Genomic DNA, 17,780 nt, shown 5'->3' on the forward strand with positions numbered 1-17,780 from the left:
AATATTTATAAGAAATTTATATGAAACACACATGGATTGCAATGGCTGCCCTGTCTGTCGCTTTATTGAGCAGTTGTAGCCTGAAAAAAGAAAAACAGGAAATTGTATTAGGTCCGAATCCGTTCATAACGGAATTGTATACGGCAGATCCTTCTGCTCATGTATGGGAAGACGGTCGTCTATATGTATACGCATCTCATGATATCGATCCTCCGCGTGGTTGCGATCTGATGGACCGTTATCATGTGTTTTCTACAGATGATATGCAGCATTGGACCGATCATGGTGAAATTTTGAATTCCGGTCAGGTTCCCTGGGGACGTAAAGAAGGTGGTTTTATGTGGGCTCCCGATTGTGCTTACAAGAACGGGATTTATTACTTCTATTTCCCGCATCCCAGTGATACGGACTGGAACAATAGCTGGAAGGTAGGAGTCGCTACCAGTAAATATCCGGCAAAAGATTTTGAGGTGCAGGGATATATTGAAGGATTGGGAGATGCTTTTGCCATGATCGATCCTTGTGTGTTCGTCGATGACGACGGACAGGCTTATTTCTATTATGGAGGTGGCGGACGCTGTATCGGTGCCCGTTTGAAAGAGAGTATGACCGAGCTGGCTGAAGAACCGGTGAAAATGGAAGGACTGTACGATTTTCATGAAGCAGCTTGGGTACATAAGAAAGATGGCATCTATTATCTTTCTTATTCCGATAATGAAGAGGCTGGCAACCGCCTGGTCTATGCAACCAGCGATCACCCGCTGGGACCATGGAATTATCAGGGTGTTTATATGGATACATCGGGTTCAGGTACTATTCATGGCTCTATTGTCGAATATAAAGGAGAATGGTTTGCTTTTTATCACAATTGTGTTCTTTCGGGACAAGGAAATTTACGCTCTATTTGTGTAGATAAACTATATTATAACCCGGATGGAACAATCCGGAAAGTAATACAGACGAAAGGAAATCCTATTCAGAAATAATCAAGATACGGAATGAAAAACTTATTGATAACATTGGCTATCTCTGTGGTTGCCTTATTTAGTAGTTGCGTACAAAAAAGAGCTCAGGGAGCAGATACGGGTAATATAGGTCCGAATCCTTTTATTACTCATATGTATACGGCGGATCCTTCTGCTCATGTATGGGAAGACGGGCGTTTATATGTATATGCTTCTCATGACATAGATCCGCCCCGTGGATGCGATCTGATGGACCGCTATCATGTGTTTTCAACGGATGACATGAAACATTGGACGGATCATGGTGAAATATTGAATTCCAGCCAGGTTCCCTGGGGACGTAAGGAAGGTGGTTTCATGTGGGCTCCCGATTGTGCGTATAAGAATGGGACTTACTATTTCTATTTTCCGCATCCCAGTGAAACGGAATGGAACGCCAGTTGGAAGATAGGGGTGGCAACCAGCAAAAAGCCGGCCAGTGATTTTACGGTACAGGGCTATATTGAAGGAATGGACCCTCTGATCGATCCCTGTGTCTTTGTGGATGATGACGGGCAAGCTTATATTTACAATGGTGGCGGCGGTATTTGCAAAGGTGGCAGGCTGAAAGAGAATATGATGGAATTGGATGGTCCGATGCAGGAAATGCTGGGATTGGATGATTTCCATGAAGCGACCTGGGTACATAAGCGGAATGGTATTTATTATCTGTCCTACTCTGATAATCATGATGACGGGACGACCCATAACCGTATGCGTTATGCGATCAGTAATAGTCCGCTCGGTCCCTGGAAACATCAGGGTATCTATATGGATCCGACTGACAGTTATACAAACCATGGTTCTATTGTTGAATATAAAGGACAATGGTATGCTTTTTATCATAACAGTGCCCTGTCGAATCATGACTGGCTACGTTCTATTTGTGTCGATAAATTGTATTATAATCAGGATGGAACCATCCAAAAAGTTTTCCAGACTGGAGGTGATGATACACAAGATCGGAATAAATAGATTTTTGTCCGTTATTTAATCCTTTTGTTACTTTGTTTATTAACCCCTTATTTCTCGGCTTTGTATGTAGGTCGGGGAGTAAGGGGTTAATAATTGTATTTCCGGTGTTTGGAGTTGAAGATAGTTTTTGCCTATGTTATCGTATTTTGAAAACAGACAGGGGAAAAGCCGAGCATAACGCTCATTTACGGTCGTTTCAGTTTTTTATGGACTTGTCTTTAGGTGACCTTGCGATAAGGATTTGGAGTGGTCTGTATTCTATCGATATGGTTTCTACTCCGAAAGGAAAAAAGTTTCGGTTTATCAACAATCCTTTTTATTATATAGGTAGTTTGCCAGGGTCTTGTTCACTTTTGCTGAATAAACTAAGACCGCCTGTTATAAAATAGGTATAAAAAAGCACAGCTAAAAAAGAAATGTCTATATTGTAAGTGCAAACTAATAAATAAAGACAAACTAATCAAGCTGTGCGAACCGACAATATACAAGAAAATCCAGAAACAAGCAAACAAAACACAAGTTTATCAAAAGAATCCCTCCTTTCAGTAGAAGAAACGGTAAGTTTAGCCAGTATTTTTTTCCATGATATACCCTGTTGGCAATTGAAAAAAACATCAATAAATACCTCTTCCATAATCATGTCTGTACACAGTACTCAGGATAGCTCCCGATGCCCTTTGTGCAGTGTTTCCTCTAACAAAAAGCAGAGTTGTTACTGCCGAAAACCTCAGGAGCAACCTTTGGGTGACTACAATTGTCGTATCCACTTGACTGTTCATCGTTTCTTCTGCCGAAACCCGGAATGTCGTCGTGAAATATTCTGTGAACGTTTTGAAAATCATCTTCAAACCTATCAGCGTTGTGTAGATAAAGTGAATGAACAAATCTTATTTACCGGTTTGGAAACCGGGGGAAGTAAAGGAGCTCGCTTATTAAACAAGTCTCATATACAAATGAAGCGTAACAGTATAATACGCAGTATATTAACATTGTCATTACCAGGGCGAGATACTGTGGAAAATATAGGTGTTGATGATTGGGCCAAACGTAAAGGTCATCAGTATGGTTCAATCATAATAGATAACGACACTCACAAACCTCTGGATTTACTCCCTCATAGAGAATCCGGTTGTGTGGGAGAAGCATTAAAAGACTATACGAGTTTGAAAACAATATCCTCGGATCGTGCCGATTGTTTTTCTAAAGCTATTCATGAGTCCTGTCCTGAGGTAAAAGAGATAGCAGAGCGATGGCATTTATCCCACAACTTATCAGAAGCAGTACAACAAGCCTTTCGACGTTATTATAAGGAGATCAAGGGTCAATTAAGGACATGCAAAGTGGAAAAAAGGCGGAAGCACACATTTTACTTCCAGCCAAAATAACTAAAGGTGAACGAAATTTTCTGCGAATAAAAGAGTTACAGCAGGAAGGACATACCAAGAGAGAGAGTACGCCAAACGAGAATAGCATATGACACGATCAATAAATATTGGGAACAAATCCAATACAAATTTCCACAACGCAAAAAGTACTCTGGCATCGAAGAATATGATACTTATTTAAGGACGCGTTTTTATGATGAACACATTCAGAGTTCGGTTACTCTCTTTAAAGAAATAAAAGAAAGGGGATACACTGGAGGTCGTGAAGCTGTAAATCTCTACATTCGTTCCTGGCGACCAGCCACAGAACCGGTAGTCAAGATACCCAAATGGAAGTCGTTATACTATTTATGTAAAAAGGAAGAATCTAAATGTAATGAACAAGAGCGACTATGGCGCAAGGTGGTATATGAATGCAATGAACTAAATGAATTATTATCCGTTCAGGAAGAGTTCAATAAAGCACTTAAGTCCAGGGATGTACTACTCTTAGAAGAAAGGATAAACAAAAAAACTGACATTACTGAATTGAAACAGTTCATTAATGGGCTCAGACAAGACTATAATGCCGTAGTTAATGCTTTCTGTGAAAAATGGCATAACGGCATAACCGAAGGGGTTGTAAACAAATTGAAAATGATCAAAAGAATCTGTTATGGACGGTGCGGCATTGAACTGCTCAAAAGAATGATCATTTTCTGTTAATTCAGCAAAAGTGAACAAGACCCGTAAGGAATACCGGAGAAATATTATCATTTTTGATGAGGTTAATTTCTGGGACGATTTCAGTATAGAAGCATTGAATTCTTATGGACAGTCCCTCTATGAAAAATGGCTGATAACTATCATCTATTCGTATATCGAACCTTGAAAATCCTTTTATGCCCAGTGCTTTTGCTATTAAGGTAGTATCTTTACGTATATTTTCACAAACCTGGCTGTTGATGTTACTGAAATCATAATACTTTTCTCTGCAATCAGTATTCCGCAAATAGGAAAGGTCGGCTTCACGCATGATTTGATTACCTGCTCTATGCTGTTGTGCCGTATAAATACCAAGTATTTGGGGAACTATCACTTCACTCTCAAGATCCATAAAAACAGGAATGGTAATTTCATACCCTGCAATAAATTCTGCACAATGACAGGCTGATTGTATTTATGTGATAGACTTTTCACCAGAAAATTAAAGTTTTCAGAGAAAACATCAACAGAAGCGTTAGTTAGAGAAACTTTATTGTTTTCATTAATAAGTTTAGCGATAACTTTTATTCCCTCTGGAGGAAGAGTGGTTATCCAACCATATTGGGGACAATAACACCAGAAATCGGGAACAGAGATTCCTATATTACGCAAAATAGATGAATAATGAAATTTATTACATAGTAACCTCATTCTATAAGCATCATTGTCCAAACATTTTATTTCGTTAAGCCCACAAAATGCAGGTATGAGACTACGCTTGCTATTGGGGGGTCATCGTAGTCCGATTGTATACAACAGCTTTAGAAGAATCTATTTTACCAGAAAGAAAAGCCTCAATAAATTCATTTTCCTGTTGATAATACTGATAGACAAGATTGTATTTCTTACAAATACCTAAAAGACAATCGATTGTCTTTGTTATCATTATTTCTCCTTTTGTAAGCGGATCGTTAGTTCCTACAATGATAATATGAAAATCCTTTTTATTTGAATGAAAATAATCCAGTCTTTTTTTATATAAGAAATAAATGCCTGTGAGTGATCCATAATATTAAGTTATCAATTATTCAATATCATAGCTTGTATTTGAGTTTTACATCATAAATATGTTCCTTCGGGGTCTAATTTAAAACAGGAAGGATATGGATACCAGTAATTTAAGCAAGCCAGAGGAAAAGGTGAGTGTGTATGAAGTGATAGGGAAATTTCTTTTTCATTGTCAGTTTGAAAAGAATCTGAGTTCAAAAACATTAAAAGCTTATGGAACTGACCTAAGGCAATTTGCTCTATACATAAAAGATACGGAAGATGAGCTTGATTTCAAATGTATGTCTAAAGATACTTTGAAAAATTACTTACAGGAAATTTATCATCTAAAACTTAAAACAGTAAAACGAAAGGTCGCTTCTCTGAAAGCGATGCTTAATTTTCTTTAATATGAAGATGATGATTACATCAATCCCTTTCGTAAAATAAAAGTTCGCTTAAAAGAACCAAGTTTGTTACCGTCTGTGATGAGTCTTGATGAGGTGAAAAAAATATTGACCGTTATGTATAAGGGACTGATTAATAATCAACACACAAATAATTACATGTATAAGGCACAAACTCGTAATATTGCGATTGTAGAGGTTTTATTTTCAATCGGAATGAGGGTTTCCGAGGTTTGTAATCTTAATTATGAAGACATAAATCTTAGAAATGGGGTAATAAGAGTCTTTGGAAAAGGAAGCAAAGAGCGTATCATACAGATTTGTCAGTCTGAAACGCTTTCGATAATCAGAACCTACTATCAAAGCTATAAACAAGAGATCGGGTATAGTTTACCCATCTTTATTAATAGGCTAGGGCAACGTGTATCTACACAATCAGTCAGGCTTATGATAAAGTCTTATGTGAAAAAAGCCGGATTATCAAAACGAATCACCCCTCATCTTGCCAGGCATACATTTGCCACGTTGCTTTTGGAAGAAGATGTAGCCATAGAGTATATTCAGGATATGCTTGGGCACAGCTCTATTGCTATAACGCAGATATATACGCATGTGAATATCAGCAAACAAAAGAAAATCTTAACGACAAAGCATCCGAGAAGAAAATTGCAGTTGGCAGCGAATGGTTGATTACTGTTCTTAGATAAATTTTGTCATTTTGTTTATTTATCCCTTATTTCCCTGCTTTGTATGAGAGTTGAGGAGTTGGGGGATAAATTATGTCTTTTGCATTGGGAGTTAAGATTTGACGGAAAGGTTATATATGGAGAATATTGTGGTTGTTTTGTAAAGGGAGAAAAGAGTCATTGAAATGATTTTTGTGAGAATGATAGATAAGGTCAGTGAATGTTTGTAATATGTTATTGGATAAATAGCGATATAAGAGGATGTTTTAGCGTTTTTAAAATATCTTTTTATCGTTTTGGATGCCCGTTTTTATAGTTTTACCTCTGCTTCTCAATATGTTAAAAAAATGATTGCAATGACTTGCAGATTTTATTGTGATAGGTGCCGGGAGTCATTGCAATGGTTTACTCGAATTATTGTGATGATTTAAAAAATGATTGTGATGAATTTTCGGAGGAGATGAAATCTGGCCGAAAAAAGACCATATATCTTTCTGAAACGCCTTGCCGGAGATAAATGGCTGTTATCTGAAATTGTAAAATTTGGACTTTATGAAAGCTAAGCATTGTTTATTCTTGTCATTTTGATAAATGTCGAACCTATGCTGTTTGCATTGGATTACCCATGCGAGTAACTTTTATTCCTTCGCAATTGTTATATCTTTGTTTTTCTTTAAAAAAAATGAAATGATATGAAAAACAAGGTGTTTTGTTATGAGATGAAGCGACAGGAGCAGGAGAAACGTTTTGCGGGTAATGAAAGCACGGCCGACCTGTACCGGGCTGTGCGGAACCAATTTAAAAGCTTCAATGGCGGTCGGGAACCCTCTTTGAAAGGAATTACCCCTGCTGTGGTTCATGGTTTTCAGGATTGGCTACATAGGAAGGGGCTGCGGGTGAATAGCGTGAACAGCTATCTCAGTAACTTTCGTGCGATGTATAACCGTGCCTGTTTGGGTTGGAAAGGGAGGCCGGAGGAGTCGCCGTTTGCAGGTATCTGTTTAAAGCGGGAGGATACGAAAAAGCGGGCCGTACCGGTCAATGTTGTCAAAAATATCGCTTCGCTGGATTTGAAGGATGAGCCGGAGAAACAGTTGGCTGCCGATATGGCGTTGTTTTCTTTTATGGCCTGCGGTATGCCTTTTGTGGATATCGTACTTAAAGTCGGTAGCTGATCGTATCGCATGTGAGTGCCTACGATTGTGAGGAAGCAGAGGTTCTCAATGAAGCTTCATTGCGTGGCGGTCTGAAAAACCGTTTGGATATTCTCGCTGACTGCATCGCTTTCTATATCGACCGTAGTGGAAACTATCGCGACCGGGTGTCTGGCTATGTCCGTGGTAATTTGCTTCGACTTTTCCGAAAAAATTAAAACCTTGAGTGAAAAAATCAGTAAAGAAAAGACTACTCCTGAAGACATATTGATATTATCCGGCAAAACAAAAATTAAGTATGACTACAACGGCTGATGCTGAATGGTTTATAAAAGTTAAATAAAATGTAAAACAGATCGTGGTAAAGAGTCGTTAAAAGTGGTGTTTAAAGTGTTTTAAGATTGTAATATATTAAATTATAGTGTTTTATTAGAAGTGGTTATTGTGCTTTTAATATATCTGGTTGCCCATACCTTTGTATCGTTTCCCGGAGACAACTGCATAATCATTTAATGAACGGGATTAGGCAGAAGTAAGTACATCCATTCGATCCGACTCAAAAATCAGTAGCCATCAGTTTAGTTCCGACTCTTTGCAGAAAGAACATGCCGCCAGTATCTCCCCTAGCAAATGGCTTTTCATGTTTCTGATAGGGGGACTTTTGTTTCAGATTATAACTCTAAGAAAAAAATAGTATTATAGAGTTTTTAGGATTATAACCTTAAGAACTTACGAAAAGCATGTTATATTTGTAGTTGTATCCACAAATAAATAATCATGACTCGTAAAAATTTCATCCTGTCTTTTCTTTGGATATTTTTGTTTACACTGGTTCTGACGTCCTGCGGCAGTAAAAAGCGTGTAGCACTTCCTGCTGACTTCAAAGGGCCGAAAGAATTGTCGCGTTTATATGGTGTTCGTATTACTCCCGATGATAATATCTTTCTTTATAATGAAGGGGCGAAATGGCTCGGTACGCCTCACCGGATGGGAGGAAGCACGAAGCGGGGAGTGGATTGCTCCGGGTTTGTGGCTATTGTTTTCCGTGAGGTTTATAGAAAACAATTGGCTCGTTCGTCGGCTGATATGCTGAAATATAATTGTAAGAAGGTGAGTCGCTCTAAGTTACAAGAGGGGGATCTGGTGTTTTTCAGGACAGGCAGCGGGAAGAAAAAAGTGCCAAACCATGTCGGTATCTATCTGAAAAACGGGAAGTTCATACATACCAGTACCTCGAAGGGAGTGATGGTCAGTAGTCTAAGTGAACCTTATTATACGCGGACCTGGATAACAGGCGGACGGGTGAAGTAAAATATTTTGTAAACATCTGAATGGAAGTTGCTTTTTTATGTATTAGGTTTACACTATCTTTGCACTTCAAAATAAATAAACATAGATCAAGTATGTTGACGCTTAAAATGATTACGGAAGAAACAGACCGCGTAATTCGTGGTCTGGAGAAGAAACACTTTAAGGATGCTAAGGAAGCTATCGCTAAAGTGATTGAGCTAAACGATAAAAGACGTAGTACGCAGAATCAATTAGATAATAACTTGGCAGAGGTAAACTCGCTGTCGAAAGCTATCGGTGGCCTGATGAAAGAGGGCAAAAAGGATGAAGCTGAGGCTATTAAAAAGCGTGTTGCCGAAATCAAGGAAGTCAGCAAGGGTATCCAGGCTGAAATGGATCAGGCGTCGGAAGAAATGCAGAACCTGCTTTATACCATTCCGAATGTTCCTTATGAAGAAGTACCCGAAGGTGTCGCTGCCGAAGATAATGTGGTAGAGAAAATGGGCGGTATGGAAACGGAATTGCCGAAAGATGCACTGCCTCACTGGGAATTGACAAAGAAATATGACCTGATAGACTTTGACTTGGGTGTGAAGATTACAGGTGCCGGTTTTCCGGTTTACAAAGGACAGGGAGCACAATTGCAGCGTGCCCTGATAAACTTCTTCCTGGATGAAGCCCGCAAGTCCGGTTATATGGAAATTATGCCGCCGACAGTGGTAAATGCCGCTTCCGGTTTTGGTACAGGCCAGCTTCCTGACAAGGAAGGACAGATGTATCATTGCGAAGTGGATGATCTTTATCTGATACCGACAGCCGAAGTTCCGGTAACAAATATCTATCGCGATGTTATTTTGGATGATAAGCAGTTGCCGATCAAGAACTGTGCCTATACACAATGTTTTCGTCGTGAAGCTGGTTCTTATGGAAAGGATGTACGCGGTCTGAACCGTCTGCACGAGTTTTCCAAGGTGGAACTGGTTCGTATTGACAAGCCGGAACATTCAAAACAGTCACACCAGGAGATGTTAGATCATGTGGAAGGCCTGCTTCAGAAGTTGGAACTTCCGTATCGTATTCTTCGTCTGTGCGGTGGGGACATGAGCTTTACGGCGGCTCTTTGCTTTGACTTCGAAGTTTATTCAGAAGCTCAGAAGCGTTGGTTGGAAGTAAGTTCTGTATCTAACTTCGACACTTATCAGGCAAACCGCTTGAAATGTCGTTATCGTGATGAGAATAAAAAGACTCAGCTGTGTCACACTTTGAACGGTAGTGCTTTGGCCTTACCGCGTATCGTGGCAGCTTTGCTTGAAAACAACCAGACTCCTGAAGGTATCCGCATTCCGAAAGCGTTGATCCCTTATACCGGTTTTGATATGATCAAATAATATTCGTAGATTAGCTGCGGAGGAAATAACAGGAAACGGGACGGAGAGTAATAGGTTTACTTCCGTCCCGTTTTGCTTTAAATCTAAGAAATAGACAATGAAGAAGATTAAACAAATTATTTTACTCGGTATGGCTGTATGGATGATGTGTAGCTGCCAGAGTAAGAAGTTGGAACTGTCTGCAGAAGCAGTTGCTGTTCCGTTAGGTGGTAATACGTATGTGACTGCCGGAAAAGAGGGTGCGAAGGTTTCTACCGAAGGCATCAAGTCGTGGACAGGTTCTGATGCTGTTCTTTCGTCATGGTTTAAGGTAAGCCAAGCCGGAGAATTGAAGTTGTTCCTAAAGGCTACTGCTACGGGTGGTCCGTCGGTTGTGAAAGTTACTTTCGGTGGGAAAAGTTTTACGGTAAAGATCACAGAAGCGGAAGAAACGATCATTCCGGTGGGTAGCGTATTGCTTGCGGAGCCGGGTTATGTTCGTGTAGATTTACAAGGGGAGAAGAAGGAAGGTGCTCAGTTTGCCGGTATTTCCGAACTGTTGATAGACGGGTCGGCTGCTCAGGAACCTCTTTCTTTTATCCGGGACTTTAAACCTTATTGGGGAATGCGCGGGCCTTCGGTACATATGAAATACACATTGCCGGAAGAATCGGTTGAATATTTTTACAACGAAATAACCGTTCCCGAGGGGGAAGATAAGATCGGCAGTTATTTCATGACTAATGGTTTTGGTGAAGGATATTGTGGTATCCAGGCGAATAGCGATAAGGAACGACGTATTTTGTTTTCTGTCTGGAGTCCGTTCGAAACGGATGATCCGAAAGCTATCCCGGAAGATCACCGTATCAAGTTACTGGCTCAGGGGAAAGATGTACATATCGGAGAGTTCGGCAATGAAGGCTCCGGTGGTCAAAGTTATTTGATTTACCCCTGGAAAGCCGGACAAACTTATCGTGTGATTACACGTGTCCATCCGGACGGAAAAGGGAATACCGCTTATTATGCCTGGTTTTTTGCTCCCGAGGAGAATCAGTGGCGATTGATAGCTGGTTTCCTTCGCCCACAAACAAATGCCTGGTATACCGGAGCGCATTCTTTCCTTGAAAACTTTATTCCGGGGCAAGGCTATCTTGAACGTAGCGTACGTTTTGGCAATCAGTGGGCTCGAACGGCAAAAGGTGAATGGAAGGAACTTACGGAAGGAATGTTTACTTATGATGCAACCGCCCGGGCCGGTGTTCGTCAGGACTATGCCGGTGGTGTGGCTGACAATATGTTTTTCCTTCGTAACGGCGGTTTCTTTAATGATAATACGGAATTTAAATCAGTTTTTACGCGCCAGCCGAATGGAGTGGCTCCTGAAGTCGACGTAACGACGTTGCCTTTAAAATAAAAGCATACGACCTCTTTAAAAAAAGGATGTACCCTCTTTTCGAAAAGGGTGCATCCTTTTTTGTAGCTAACCTCGCTTAGATGAATAGGTTTACATTGGCATCTTCTGCGCGTTCCAGGTAAGTGGCAACACCGCCCAGTGTAACATTATCCATCAGTTCTTCTTCTTTGACGCCCATCACATCCATACTCATGGTGCAGGCAATCATTTCGACACCGTTTTCGGCGGCCTGTGCGATCAGGCTTTCCAGGCTGTCGATATGTTTTTTCTTCATGATCAGACGCATCATCCAACTTCCGGTGCCTCCCATGTTCATCTTCGACAGCTTCAGTTTACCGCTGTGAGAAGGAAGCATCCAACCGAACATTTTTCCGAAGAGATCTTTCGATACGGCCGGTTTCTGTCTTTTCTTGATTACATTCAATCCCCAGAAGGTAAAGAACATGGTCACTTTCTTACCGGTAGAGGCCGCTCCGTTGGCGATGACGAAGGAAGCCAGAGCTTTATCCAGGTTGTCGCTGAATACGATCAGTGTTTTATTGTCGGACCCGTTTACCATTTTGCAGGAACTTTTGGATTCTGCTTTTTCGATTGTGGCGTGAATGATACCTGATTTATTCTCGACACTCACCAATTGTGCCCCTGTCATGTTACACCAGGCTCCTACGTCTTTGCCGAAACCCTGGTCGGTAGCTGTGATCAGCAAACGATCGCCTGTATTTATTTCGGCATAATGCTTTTTTAATTGCATGACCGGGCCGGGGCATTGCAGGCCGCAGGCATCGATCTGTACGGTCTTCTGTAAAGCAGGGCGAGCGGCGGTTACGGCAGACGGTTCTTCCGGTTTTGTTGTTTGTTGATTACTTTCGGTCTGTTTTAAAACTGGTTTAGCGGTCGCGATGCTCCATGTTTTATAACCACCGGACAGGTTCTTTACATCTTTATAGCCATGCTGAACCAGAATGCGGTAAGCCAGGTATCCGCGCAGACCAACGGCACAGGTCACCACGATCGGTTTATCTTTAGGCAATTCCGACAAGCGGTTGCGGAGTTCGTCGACCGGAATATTAATAGCTCCCGGAATAGTTCCCAAAGAATATTCGTCGGCCGTGCGTACGTCTACCAGGATAGTGCCGCTACCCAGTTGGCTTATTTTACGCCAATCTATAACCTCCACCTTTTTAGTAAGAATGTTTTCTGCCACATATCCGGCCATATTTACCGGATCTTTAGCTGATGAATAGGGGGGAGCATAGGCCTGCTCAAGTTCGGTCAGGTCGTAGACTGTCCCTTTGCGCTGTATAACCTGTTCGAGTATTTCGATCCGTTTGTCCACTCCATCGAATCCGACAACCTGTGCGCCCAGCAGCTGTCCGTTGTCAGGCGAGAATAATATTTTGATAGACATCGGGACTGCTCCCGGATAATAACCGGCATGTGATGCCGAATGTGTATACGACGACTGATAGGGGATACCTTCGCGTTTTAACAACTTGGCATTAGCTCCGGCAGCAGCAACTGTCAGGTCGAATACCTTTGCAATAGAGGTGCCGATAGTCCCCCTGTATGTTTCGCGGTTACCGAACACGATATTGTCGGCAACGATGCGTCCCTGTTTGTTGGCCGGCCCGGCAAGTGGGATTAGGGCCGGTTTGCCTGTTACCGGATTGAGTACTTCAACGGCGTCTCCCAGTGCATAAATGGCAGGATCCGAAGTCTGCATATATTCATTTACAGCGATGCCTCCCAGTGTACCGATGGACAGGCCGGCTTCTTTAGCCAGTTTAGTTTCAGGGCGTACCCCGATACTCAATATAACCAGGTCGGTAGAAATTTGTTTACCGCTGCGCAGATGTACGACGATACCTTCGGCCGTTTCCTCAAAACGTAAAACGCCATCTTCCAGACGCAGGTCCACCTGTTTTTCGATCAGTTGTTGATGTACGATAGCTGCCATCGAGTAGTCGAGCGGAGCCATTACTTGGTTGGCCATTTCAACCACAGCGATATGAACTCCCAGGTCGTGTAGATTTTCTGCCATTTCAAGTCCGATGAATCCACCGCCTACGACAACTGCATGACGAGGTTTGTTCAAATCGATATATTTTTTGATCGTATCCGTATCAGGTACGTTGCGTAAGGTGAATATTTTTTTACTGTCGATACCCTCGATGCCGGGGCGAAGCGGTTCTGCTCCGGGAGAAAGTACCAGCTTGTCATAACTTTCGGTGTACGTTTGTCCTGTTCTGATGTTTTTCACTTCGACGGTTTTCTCCTTCGGATGGATGGCTGTAACCTCCTGTTCGGTTCGGATGTCGATGTTGAAACGGGCTGTGAAGCCTTCGACTGTCTGTACGAATAGTTTATCGCGTTCTGAAATTGTTCCGCCTATATAATAAGGGAGACCGCAGTTGGCGTATGATACATATTTTCCACGTTCAAACAGGATAATGTTTGCATTCTCGTCCATTCTTCTCAGGCGTGCTGCTGTAGTTGCTCCTCCGGCAACTCCTCCGATTACTAAATATTTCATCTTGTTATTATTATAATTGTTATTATACATATTTGCTAATGGAAAATAAATGAGTAAAAAAAGGGAGTTACCCTTTTTCCATACATTGTTGTAGTTTTCCGAACAGACCGTCAAAACGTAATTCGGCATTCATCATCTGCTGTACTTTCTCTTTCCCTTTTGGAGTAAGCGAGAAGAACATCTGCCGTTTATCTTCTTTACTGATACTACGGCGGATAAAGCCTTTATTTTCTACCGACGTGATTACTTTTGATACGCGTGAGTTGGATAAACCGATATAGTCACAAATTGTTCCAGCCGACTTGGCTTCGTTGTCTTTCAGGCAACATAACAGCATGGCTTCGTTGATCGTGATCTCATGTACCTCTGAAAATGCCTTTTCAAACTGGTATAATGTTTTATATATATCCTTTATAACACAAATTGCTTCCATATTGCTTTATTTAATGATGGTACAAATATAAATAATATTTCTGGTGTAAATAGTGTTTAGTGGAAAATAATATATGAGTTGCTAAAAAAAGAGATAAGGAATAAACCTTATCTCTTTTTTTGCTTGATTATTTGTGTCAGTCTCTGTTCGAGAAATACTTCATGAATTGTGAGCGTTCGTACATTGCAGGGTTTGGAATATTCGCATAGTTCAACTTTCCCTGGAATTGAGACAAATTCTGGTAATGTGCTTGGTGCATCCATTCTTCGACACAGGTCAGGACCTGTGAGATAATCTCACCTCCGTGTGTGTATACGGCACTACACATTTGTACAGCAGAAGCACCTGCCAGCAGGCATTTGATAACGTCTTCCCAATCATGTATTCCGGTAGAAGATGCAATACTAATACCGGGTACTTTACCTGAAACGATTGCTGTCCAACGAATTGTATCACTTAAGTCGGAGTGGTTACTGAATACGTTACCTGACACTATCTGCATGCTGTTGATATCGATATCCGGTTGATAGAAGCGGTTAAACATCACCACGCCATCTGCACCATTAACCTTCAATGTGTTGACCAGTGCCGGAATATTTCCGACATTCTTTCCGATCTTCATAATAACAGGTATTGAAACCGTTTCTTTTACTTTCCGGATAATGTTGACGTAAAGATCCCGTATTTCATCCGGGTTGTATTCAAGGCTTGTTTCCAGAAAAAATACATTTAGTTCCAGAGCATCTGCACCGGCCAGTTCTATCTGACGGGCAAAGTCTATCCATACATCCGACTTATAACAGTTAATACTGGCGATGATGGGGATAGTGCATGATTCTTTGCTCTTTTTAATCAGTTCCAGATAATTGTTTACCTGATTGGCTTTTACGTAGCCACGGATATAATCGGCAGCTTCCGGATAATCGGAGTCCTGCATGAGCGAATCGCTTTGCATTTCGATCTGTTCTTCAAAAAGGGATTTGAGAACAATTGCTCCTGCACCTGCTTTTTCAAATTCTTTGTTTCGTTCCGGGTTATTAGTCAATCCGGAGCTTCCAACGATTATAGGATTACGAAGTGTTAGTCCTGCGTATTGAGTTTTAATGTCAATCATGTCAGATTCAATTTTAATGTATTAGTACTCGCGTTCGCCGAAAATACTGGTTCCAACCCGTATCATGGTACTACCCTGGCGAATGGCAACGGGATAATCGTGGCTCATACCCATAGATAGTTCTGCAAAATTATCATTTCCTATGAAATATAGCGCTTTTAACTCGATGAAAAGTTCATGTAAAATGTGAAATTCCTGTTCGATGAGAACGGTATCGTCGGTATAGGTCGCCATTCCCATTAATCCGCATATTTGAATATTGTCAAGTCCGGCCAGTTGTTCGCTTTGCAAAAGTTGACGACATTCGTCTGGAGTCATTCCGTATTTAGTGTCTTCCTGAGCGACATGTATTTCCAACAAAACACGGATCACACGATTGTTTTTTGCCGCTTGTTTGTTTACTTCCTGTAACAACTTAAGTGAGTCGATACTGTGGATAGTATGAATAAACGGTGCAATATCTTTTACTTTGTTACTTTGCAATGGTCCGATAAAGTGCCATTCGATATCATCCGGTAGTACTTTTTGTTTAGCCGTCAGCTCCTGTGCCCTGCTTTCGCCGAAGACACGCTGGCCTGCATCGTAAGCTTCCTTCAATGCTTCTGCCGGATGAAACTTAGACACGGCTACCAATGTCACGTTTGTCGGTAGCGATGCCTTTAATTGTACTATATTCTGGGCGATACTCATGCTTCCTGAACTTTGTCTTCTGCTTGTTTCTTTTGTTCGGCAATCAGTTCTTCGCCGGATTTAGGAGTTTTGTCGTCGCTGGCAGAGAATGGGAATACATCCATAAGCATGGTTTCAGTGACTGAGGCGATTGTGTAGTCGGCCATCGTTCCTTTCATGCCTTCTTCCAATACGGCAATGGCTTCTTTCAGCGTGCATGCCTGTGCAAGCATTTGTGCAGCTGTTTTCTTTTCTGCACCGCTTTTTTCGTCTAACGTGATAAAGTATACTTTAATTTTATAGAAACGATCGCCATTCTCGTTGAAGAACAATTCTGAAAGGCGGGCGCGTTTGATGTCTGTAACAGTAAATTCGCCGGAGATGAACGGGCGGATTTCTTCAATGATACGGGCTTCCGCTTCTGTGAATGACAGGGCGTCAACCAGGTAAGGTTCTGTTACTTTCTTTTGCATTCCATTCTCCAGTACTTTTTCGAAGGAGACTTTACATTCAAACCAACTATGCATATTATTTTCTTTTTATTTTGTCTATACTCGTGTTTAAAATACAGTACAAATATAGGTTCAATTCGGCAATAATACAACTGCAATGAAATTCTTTATTTTTTCGGAACATTTTCTATTAAGGGCTTGTTTATAAGATGTAGTGTGTTTTTCATGGTATTAGATTTTTAGATTAGTAATGAGGTTGTTCATTCAGTCCGGGAGGATAGAATGAAATATCTGAAATAAGAAAGCCGGAAAAGAGAAGACTTATCAACTCCTTTCCGGCTTTTTATTTTATCTTTGAATCCTTAAAATTCGTCGTTTGCGTAGAGACTGGGGAAATAATTCATTTTATAGTCAAATAGTTCATCCTCATTAAAGAATCTCTTTAATTCGATCTCTGCTGTTTCGAGAGAGTCGGATGCATGTACAATATTTTCTTGTACGCTCATGCTATAATCACCGCGAATGGTTCCGGGTGCAGCATTTCTGCCATTTGTAGCTCCGGCCAGGGTACGAACTACCTGTACCGCGTCGACTCCTTTCCAACAACAAACAATGACCGGGCATACAGCCATGGCATCTTTTACTCTTTGGAAGAAGGATTTTTCTCTGAGGTGGGCATAGTGTTCGCTTAAGAGATCATCAGTCAACCAGATCATTTTCATGCCACAGAGTATTAATCCTTTCTTTTCAAAACGGGAAATGATTTCACCGATCAAACCTCGTTGAATGGTACATGGTTTTAATATAACAAGTGTCTTTTCCATACTGTTATCTTTTATAAGGTTCTACGAATATTCTTGATAGCACTAATAATCCCAAAGATAGTGTATTTATTCACTATTAATTAATTTATAGTATAATAATGTGTAAAAACGTGGTAAAAATAACAGGTTTTCACTATTGCAAATATCATTCTATACTAAAGTGGGAACTGGGCTGTTTATCCATTTTAGGTTGGTTGTCCAGCTATCTGATTATTCTGTATTTTATTTTTATAAGCTTGTGTCCATATTTTTATATTCTTTGAATTTTCGTCCTTGGGTGTATTTATTACAATCACAGTTTTATACCCAAAAATATCTATTTTTATCCGAAGATTGCCTGTA

Annotated in this window: 18 protein-coding genes; 11 read left to right on the plus strand and 7 right to left on the minus strand. The window is 40.9% G+C overall.

Going from position 1 to position 17,780, the window contains the following annotated elements; all coding sequences use genetic code 11:
• The first annotated feature begins 20 nt into the window (after positions 1 to 20).
• From M1P97_RS00655 to M1P97_RS26415, 4 genes are all read left to right on the plus strand, one after another.
• A complete protein-coding gene (locus M1P97_RS00655; RefSeq protein ID WP_195373065.1) occupies positions 21 to 986 on the plus strand; it encodes a family 43 glycosylhydrolase in 966 nt (321 codons plus the stop codon).
• Positions 987 to 998: 12 nt separating this feature from the next.
• Positions 999 to 1,979 (plus strand): family 43 glycosylhydrolase, encoded by a 981-nt coding sequence (locus M1P97_RS00660; RefSeq protein WP_195373064.1) that lies wholly within the window; start codon positions 999 to 1,001, stop codon positions 1,977 to 1,979.
• Between the two features lie 467 nt (positions 1,980 to 2,446).
• Positions 2,447 to 3,364: a transposase gene (locus M1P97_RS26330; RefSeq protein WP_195373063.1), complete on the plus strand. Its 918-nt coding sequence runs from the start codon at positions 2,447 to 2,449 to the stop codon at positions 3,362 to 3,364.
• Between the two features lie 321 nt (positions 3,365 to 3,685).
• Positions 3,686 to 4,069 carry a transposase gene (locus M1P97_RS26415; RefSeq protein WP_365357957.1) on the plus strand — a complete coding sequence of 128 codons (384 nt, stop codon included), beginning with the start codon at positions 3,686 to 3,688 and terminating at the stop codon, positions 4,067 to 4,069.
• A gap of 1 nt (position 4,070) precedes the next feature.
• Here the strand turns inward: M1P97_RS26415 and M1P97_RS00670 are convergent, their stop codons facing one another.
• Positions 4,071 to 4,460, minus strand: coding sequence for a hypothetical protein (locus M1P97_RS00670; RefSeq protein WP_195373062.1), 390 nt, complete (start codon positions 4,458 to 4,460; stop codon positions 4,071 to 4,073).
• A gap of 751 nt (positions 4,461 to 5,211) precedes the next feature.
• Between M1P97_RS00670 and M1P97_RS00675 the strand changes: the two genes are divergently transcribed.
• The 7 genes from M1P97_RS00675 to M1P97_RS00705 all read left to right on the plus strand — a co-directional run bounded on the left by M1P97_RS00675 (position 5,212) and on the right by M1P97_RS00705 (position 11,413).
• A complete protein-coding gene (locus M1P97_RS00675; protein WP_195373061.1) occupies positions 5,212 to 5,505 on the plus strand; it encodes a site-specific integrase in 294 nt (97 codons plus the stop codon).
• 114 nt (positions 5,506 to 5,619) lie between these two features.
• On the plus strand, positions 5,620 to 6,192 hold the full coding sequence (locus M1P97_RS00680) for a tyrosine-type recombinase/integrase (protein WP_249388115.1): 573 nt from the start codon (positions 5,620 to 5,622) through the stop codon (positions 6,190 to 6,192).
• 688 nt (positions 6,193 to 6,880) lie between these two features.
• Complete coding sequence (locus M1P97_RS00685; RefSeq protein WP_195373046.1) at positions 6,881 to 7,363, plus strand: phage integrase SAM-like domain-containing protein; 483 nt, start codon at positions 6,881 to 6,883, stop codon at positions 7,361 to 7,363.
• 11 nt (positions 7,364 to 7,374) lie between these two features.
• Positions 7,375 to 7,560, plus strand: coding sequence for a hypothetical protein (locus tag M1P97_RS00690; RefSeq protein ID WP_249388116.1), 186 nt, complete (start codon positions 7,375 to 7,377; stop codon positions 7,558 to 7,560).
• A gap of 559 nt (positions 7,561 to 8,119) precedes the next feature.
• A complete protein-coding gene (locus M1P97_RS00695; protein WP_195373044.1) occupies positions 8,120 to 8,653 on the plus strand; it encodes a C40 family peptidase in 534 nt (177 codons plus the stop codon).
• 92 nt (positions 8,654 to 8,745) lie between these two features.
• Positions 8,746 to 10,020 (plus strand): serine--tRNA ligase, encoded by a 1,275-nt coding sequence (gene serS, locus M1P97_RS00700; RefSeq protein ID WP_195373043.1) that lies wholly within the window; start codon positions 8,746 to 8,748, stop codon positions 10,018 to 10,020.
• A gap of 97 nt (positions 10,021 to 10,117) precedes the next feature.
• Positions 10,118 to 11,413, plus strand: coding sequence for a DUF3472 domain-containing protein (locus tag M1P97_RS00705; protein ID WP_249388117.1), 1,296 nt, complete (start codon positions 10,118 to 10,120; stop codon positions 11,411 to 11,413).
• A 76-nt stretch (positions 11,414 to 11,489) separates the two neighbouring features.
• Here M1P97_RS00705 and M1P97_RS00710 read toward each other — a convergent pair whose 3' ends face one another.
• From M1P97_RS00710 to ndk, 6 genes are all read right to left on the minus strand, one after another.
• Positions 11,490 to 13,946, minus strand: a complete 2,457-nt coding sequence (locus M1P97_RS00710; RefSeq protein WP_249388118.1) for a CoA-disulfide reductase — start codon at positions 13,944 to 13,946, stop codon at positions 11,490 to 11,492.
• 67 nt (positions 13,947 to 14,013) lie between these two features.
• Positions 14,014 to 14,379: a MarR family winged helix-turn-helix transcriptional regulator gene (locus M1P97_RS00715; RefSeq protein ID WP_028727575.1), complete on the minus strand. Its 366-nt coding sequence runs from the start codon at positions 14,377 to 14,379 to the stop codon at positions 14,014 to 14,016.
• A gap of 136 nt (positions 14,380 to 14,515) precedes the next feature.
• Positions 14,516 to 15,493, minus strand: coding sequence for a dihydroorotate dehydrogenase-like protein (locus tag M1P97_RS00720; RefSeq protein ID WP_195373040.1), 978 nt, complete (start codon positions 15,491 to 15,493; stop codon positions 14,516 to 14,518).
• Between the two features lie 21 nt (positions 15,494 to 15,514).
• On the minus strand, positions 15,515 to 16,183 hold the full coding sequence (locus M1P97_RS00725; protein ID WP_195373039.1) for a YggS family pyridoxal phosphate-dependent enzyme: 669 nt from the start codon (positions 16,181 to 16,183) through the stop codon (positions 15,515 to 15,517).
• Positions 16,180 to 16,689 carry a DUF4494 domain-containing protein gene (locus M1P97_RS00730; protein ID WP_195373038.1) on the minus strand — a complete coding sequence of 170 codons (510 nt, stop codon included), beginning with the start codon at positions 16,687 to 16,689 and terminating at the stop codon, positions 16,180 to 16,182. The genes M1P97_RS00725 and M1P97_RS00730 overlap by 4 nt, the downstream gene beginning before the upstream one ends.
• 287 nt (positions 16,690 to 16,976) lie before the next feature.
• On the minus strand, positions 16,977 to 17,438 hold the full coding sequence (ndk, locus tag M1P97_RS00735) for a nucleoside-diphosphate kinase (RefSeq protein ID WP_195373037.1): 462 nt from the start codon (positions 17,436 to 17,438) through the stop codon (positions 16,977 to 16,979).
• Positions 17,439 to 17,780 lie beyond the last annotated feature (342 nt).

This window comes from Parabacteroides leei, assembly GCF_023369805.1.
In the GTDB taxonomy this organism is placed as follows: domain Bacteria; phylum Bacteroidota; class Bacteroidia; order Bacteroidales; family Tannerellaceae; genus Parabacteroides; species Parabacteroides leei.

Excerpts from the sequence above, each read along its gene's own strand:
- M1P97_RS00705 (WP_249388117.1), top strand. The coding sequence starts at position 10,118 with ATGAAGAAGATTAAACAAATTATTTTACTCGGTATGGCTGTATGGATG.
- M1P97_RS00660 (WP_195373064.1), top strand. The coding sequence starts at position 999 with ATGAAAAACTTATTGATAACATTGGCTATCTCTGTGGTTGCCTTATTT.
- M1P97_RS00685 (WP_195373046.1), top strand. The coding sequence starts at position 6,881 with ATGAAAAACAAGGTGTTTTGTTATGAGATGAAGCGACAGGAGCAGGAG.
- M1P97_RS00715 (WP_028727575.1), bottom strand. The coding sequence starts at position 14,379 with ATGGAAGCAATTTGTGTTATAAAGGATATATATAAAACATTATACCAG.
- M1P97_RS00670 (WP_195373062.1), bottom strand. The coding sequence starts at position 4,460 with ATGGATCTTGAGAGTGAAGTGATAGTTCCCCAAATACTTGGTATTTAT.
- ndk (WP_195373037.1), bottom strand. The coding sequence starts at position 17,438 with ATGGAAAAGACACTTGTTATATTAAAACCATGTACCATTCAACGAGGT.
- M1P97_RS00680 (WP_249388115.1), top strand. The coding sequence starts at position 5,620 with ATGTATAAGGGACTGATTAATAATCAACACACAAATAATTACATGTAT.
- M1P97_RS00655 (WP_195373065.1), top strand. The coding sequence starts at position 21 with ATGAAACACACATGGATTGCAATGGCTGCCCTGTCTGTCGCTTTATTG.
- M1P97_RS00695 (WP_195373044.1), top strand. The coding sequence starts at position 8,120 with ATGACTCGTAAAAATTTCATCCTGTCTTTTCTTTGGATATTTTTGTTT.
- serS (WP_195373043.1), top strand. The coding sequence starts at position 8,746 with ATGTTGACGCTTAAAATGATTACGGAAGAAACAGACCGCGTAATTCGT.
- M1P97_RS00675 (WP_195373061.1), top strand. The coding sequence starts at position 5,212 with ATGGATACCAGTAATTTAAGCAAGCCAGAGGAAAAGGTGAGTGTGTAT.
- M1P97_RS00720 (WP_195373040.1), bottom strand. The coding sequence starts at position 15,493 with ATGATTGACATTAAAACTCAATACGCAGGACTAACACTTCGTAATCCT.
- M1P97_RS00710 (WP_249388118.1), bottom strand. The coding sequence starts at position 13,946 with ATGAAATATTTAGTAATCGGAGGAGTTGCCGGAGGAGCAACTACAGCA.
- M1P97_RS00725 (WP_195373039.1), bottom strand. The coding sequence starts at position 16,183 with ATGAGTATCGCCCAGAATATAGTACAATTAAAGGCATCGCTACCGACA.
- M1P97_RS00730 (WP_195373038.1), bottom strand. The coding sequence starts at position 16,689 with ATGCATAGTTGGTTTGAATGTAAAGTCTCCTTCGAAAAAGTACTGGAG.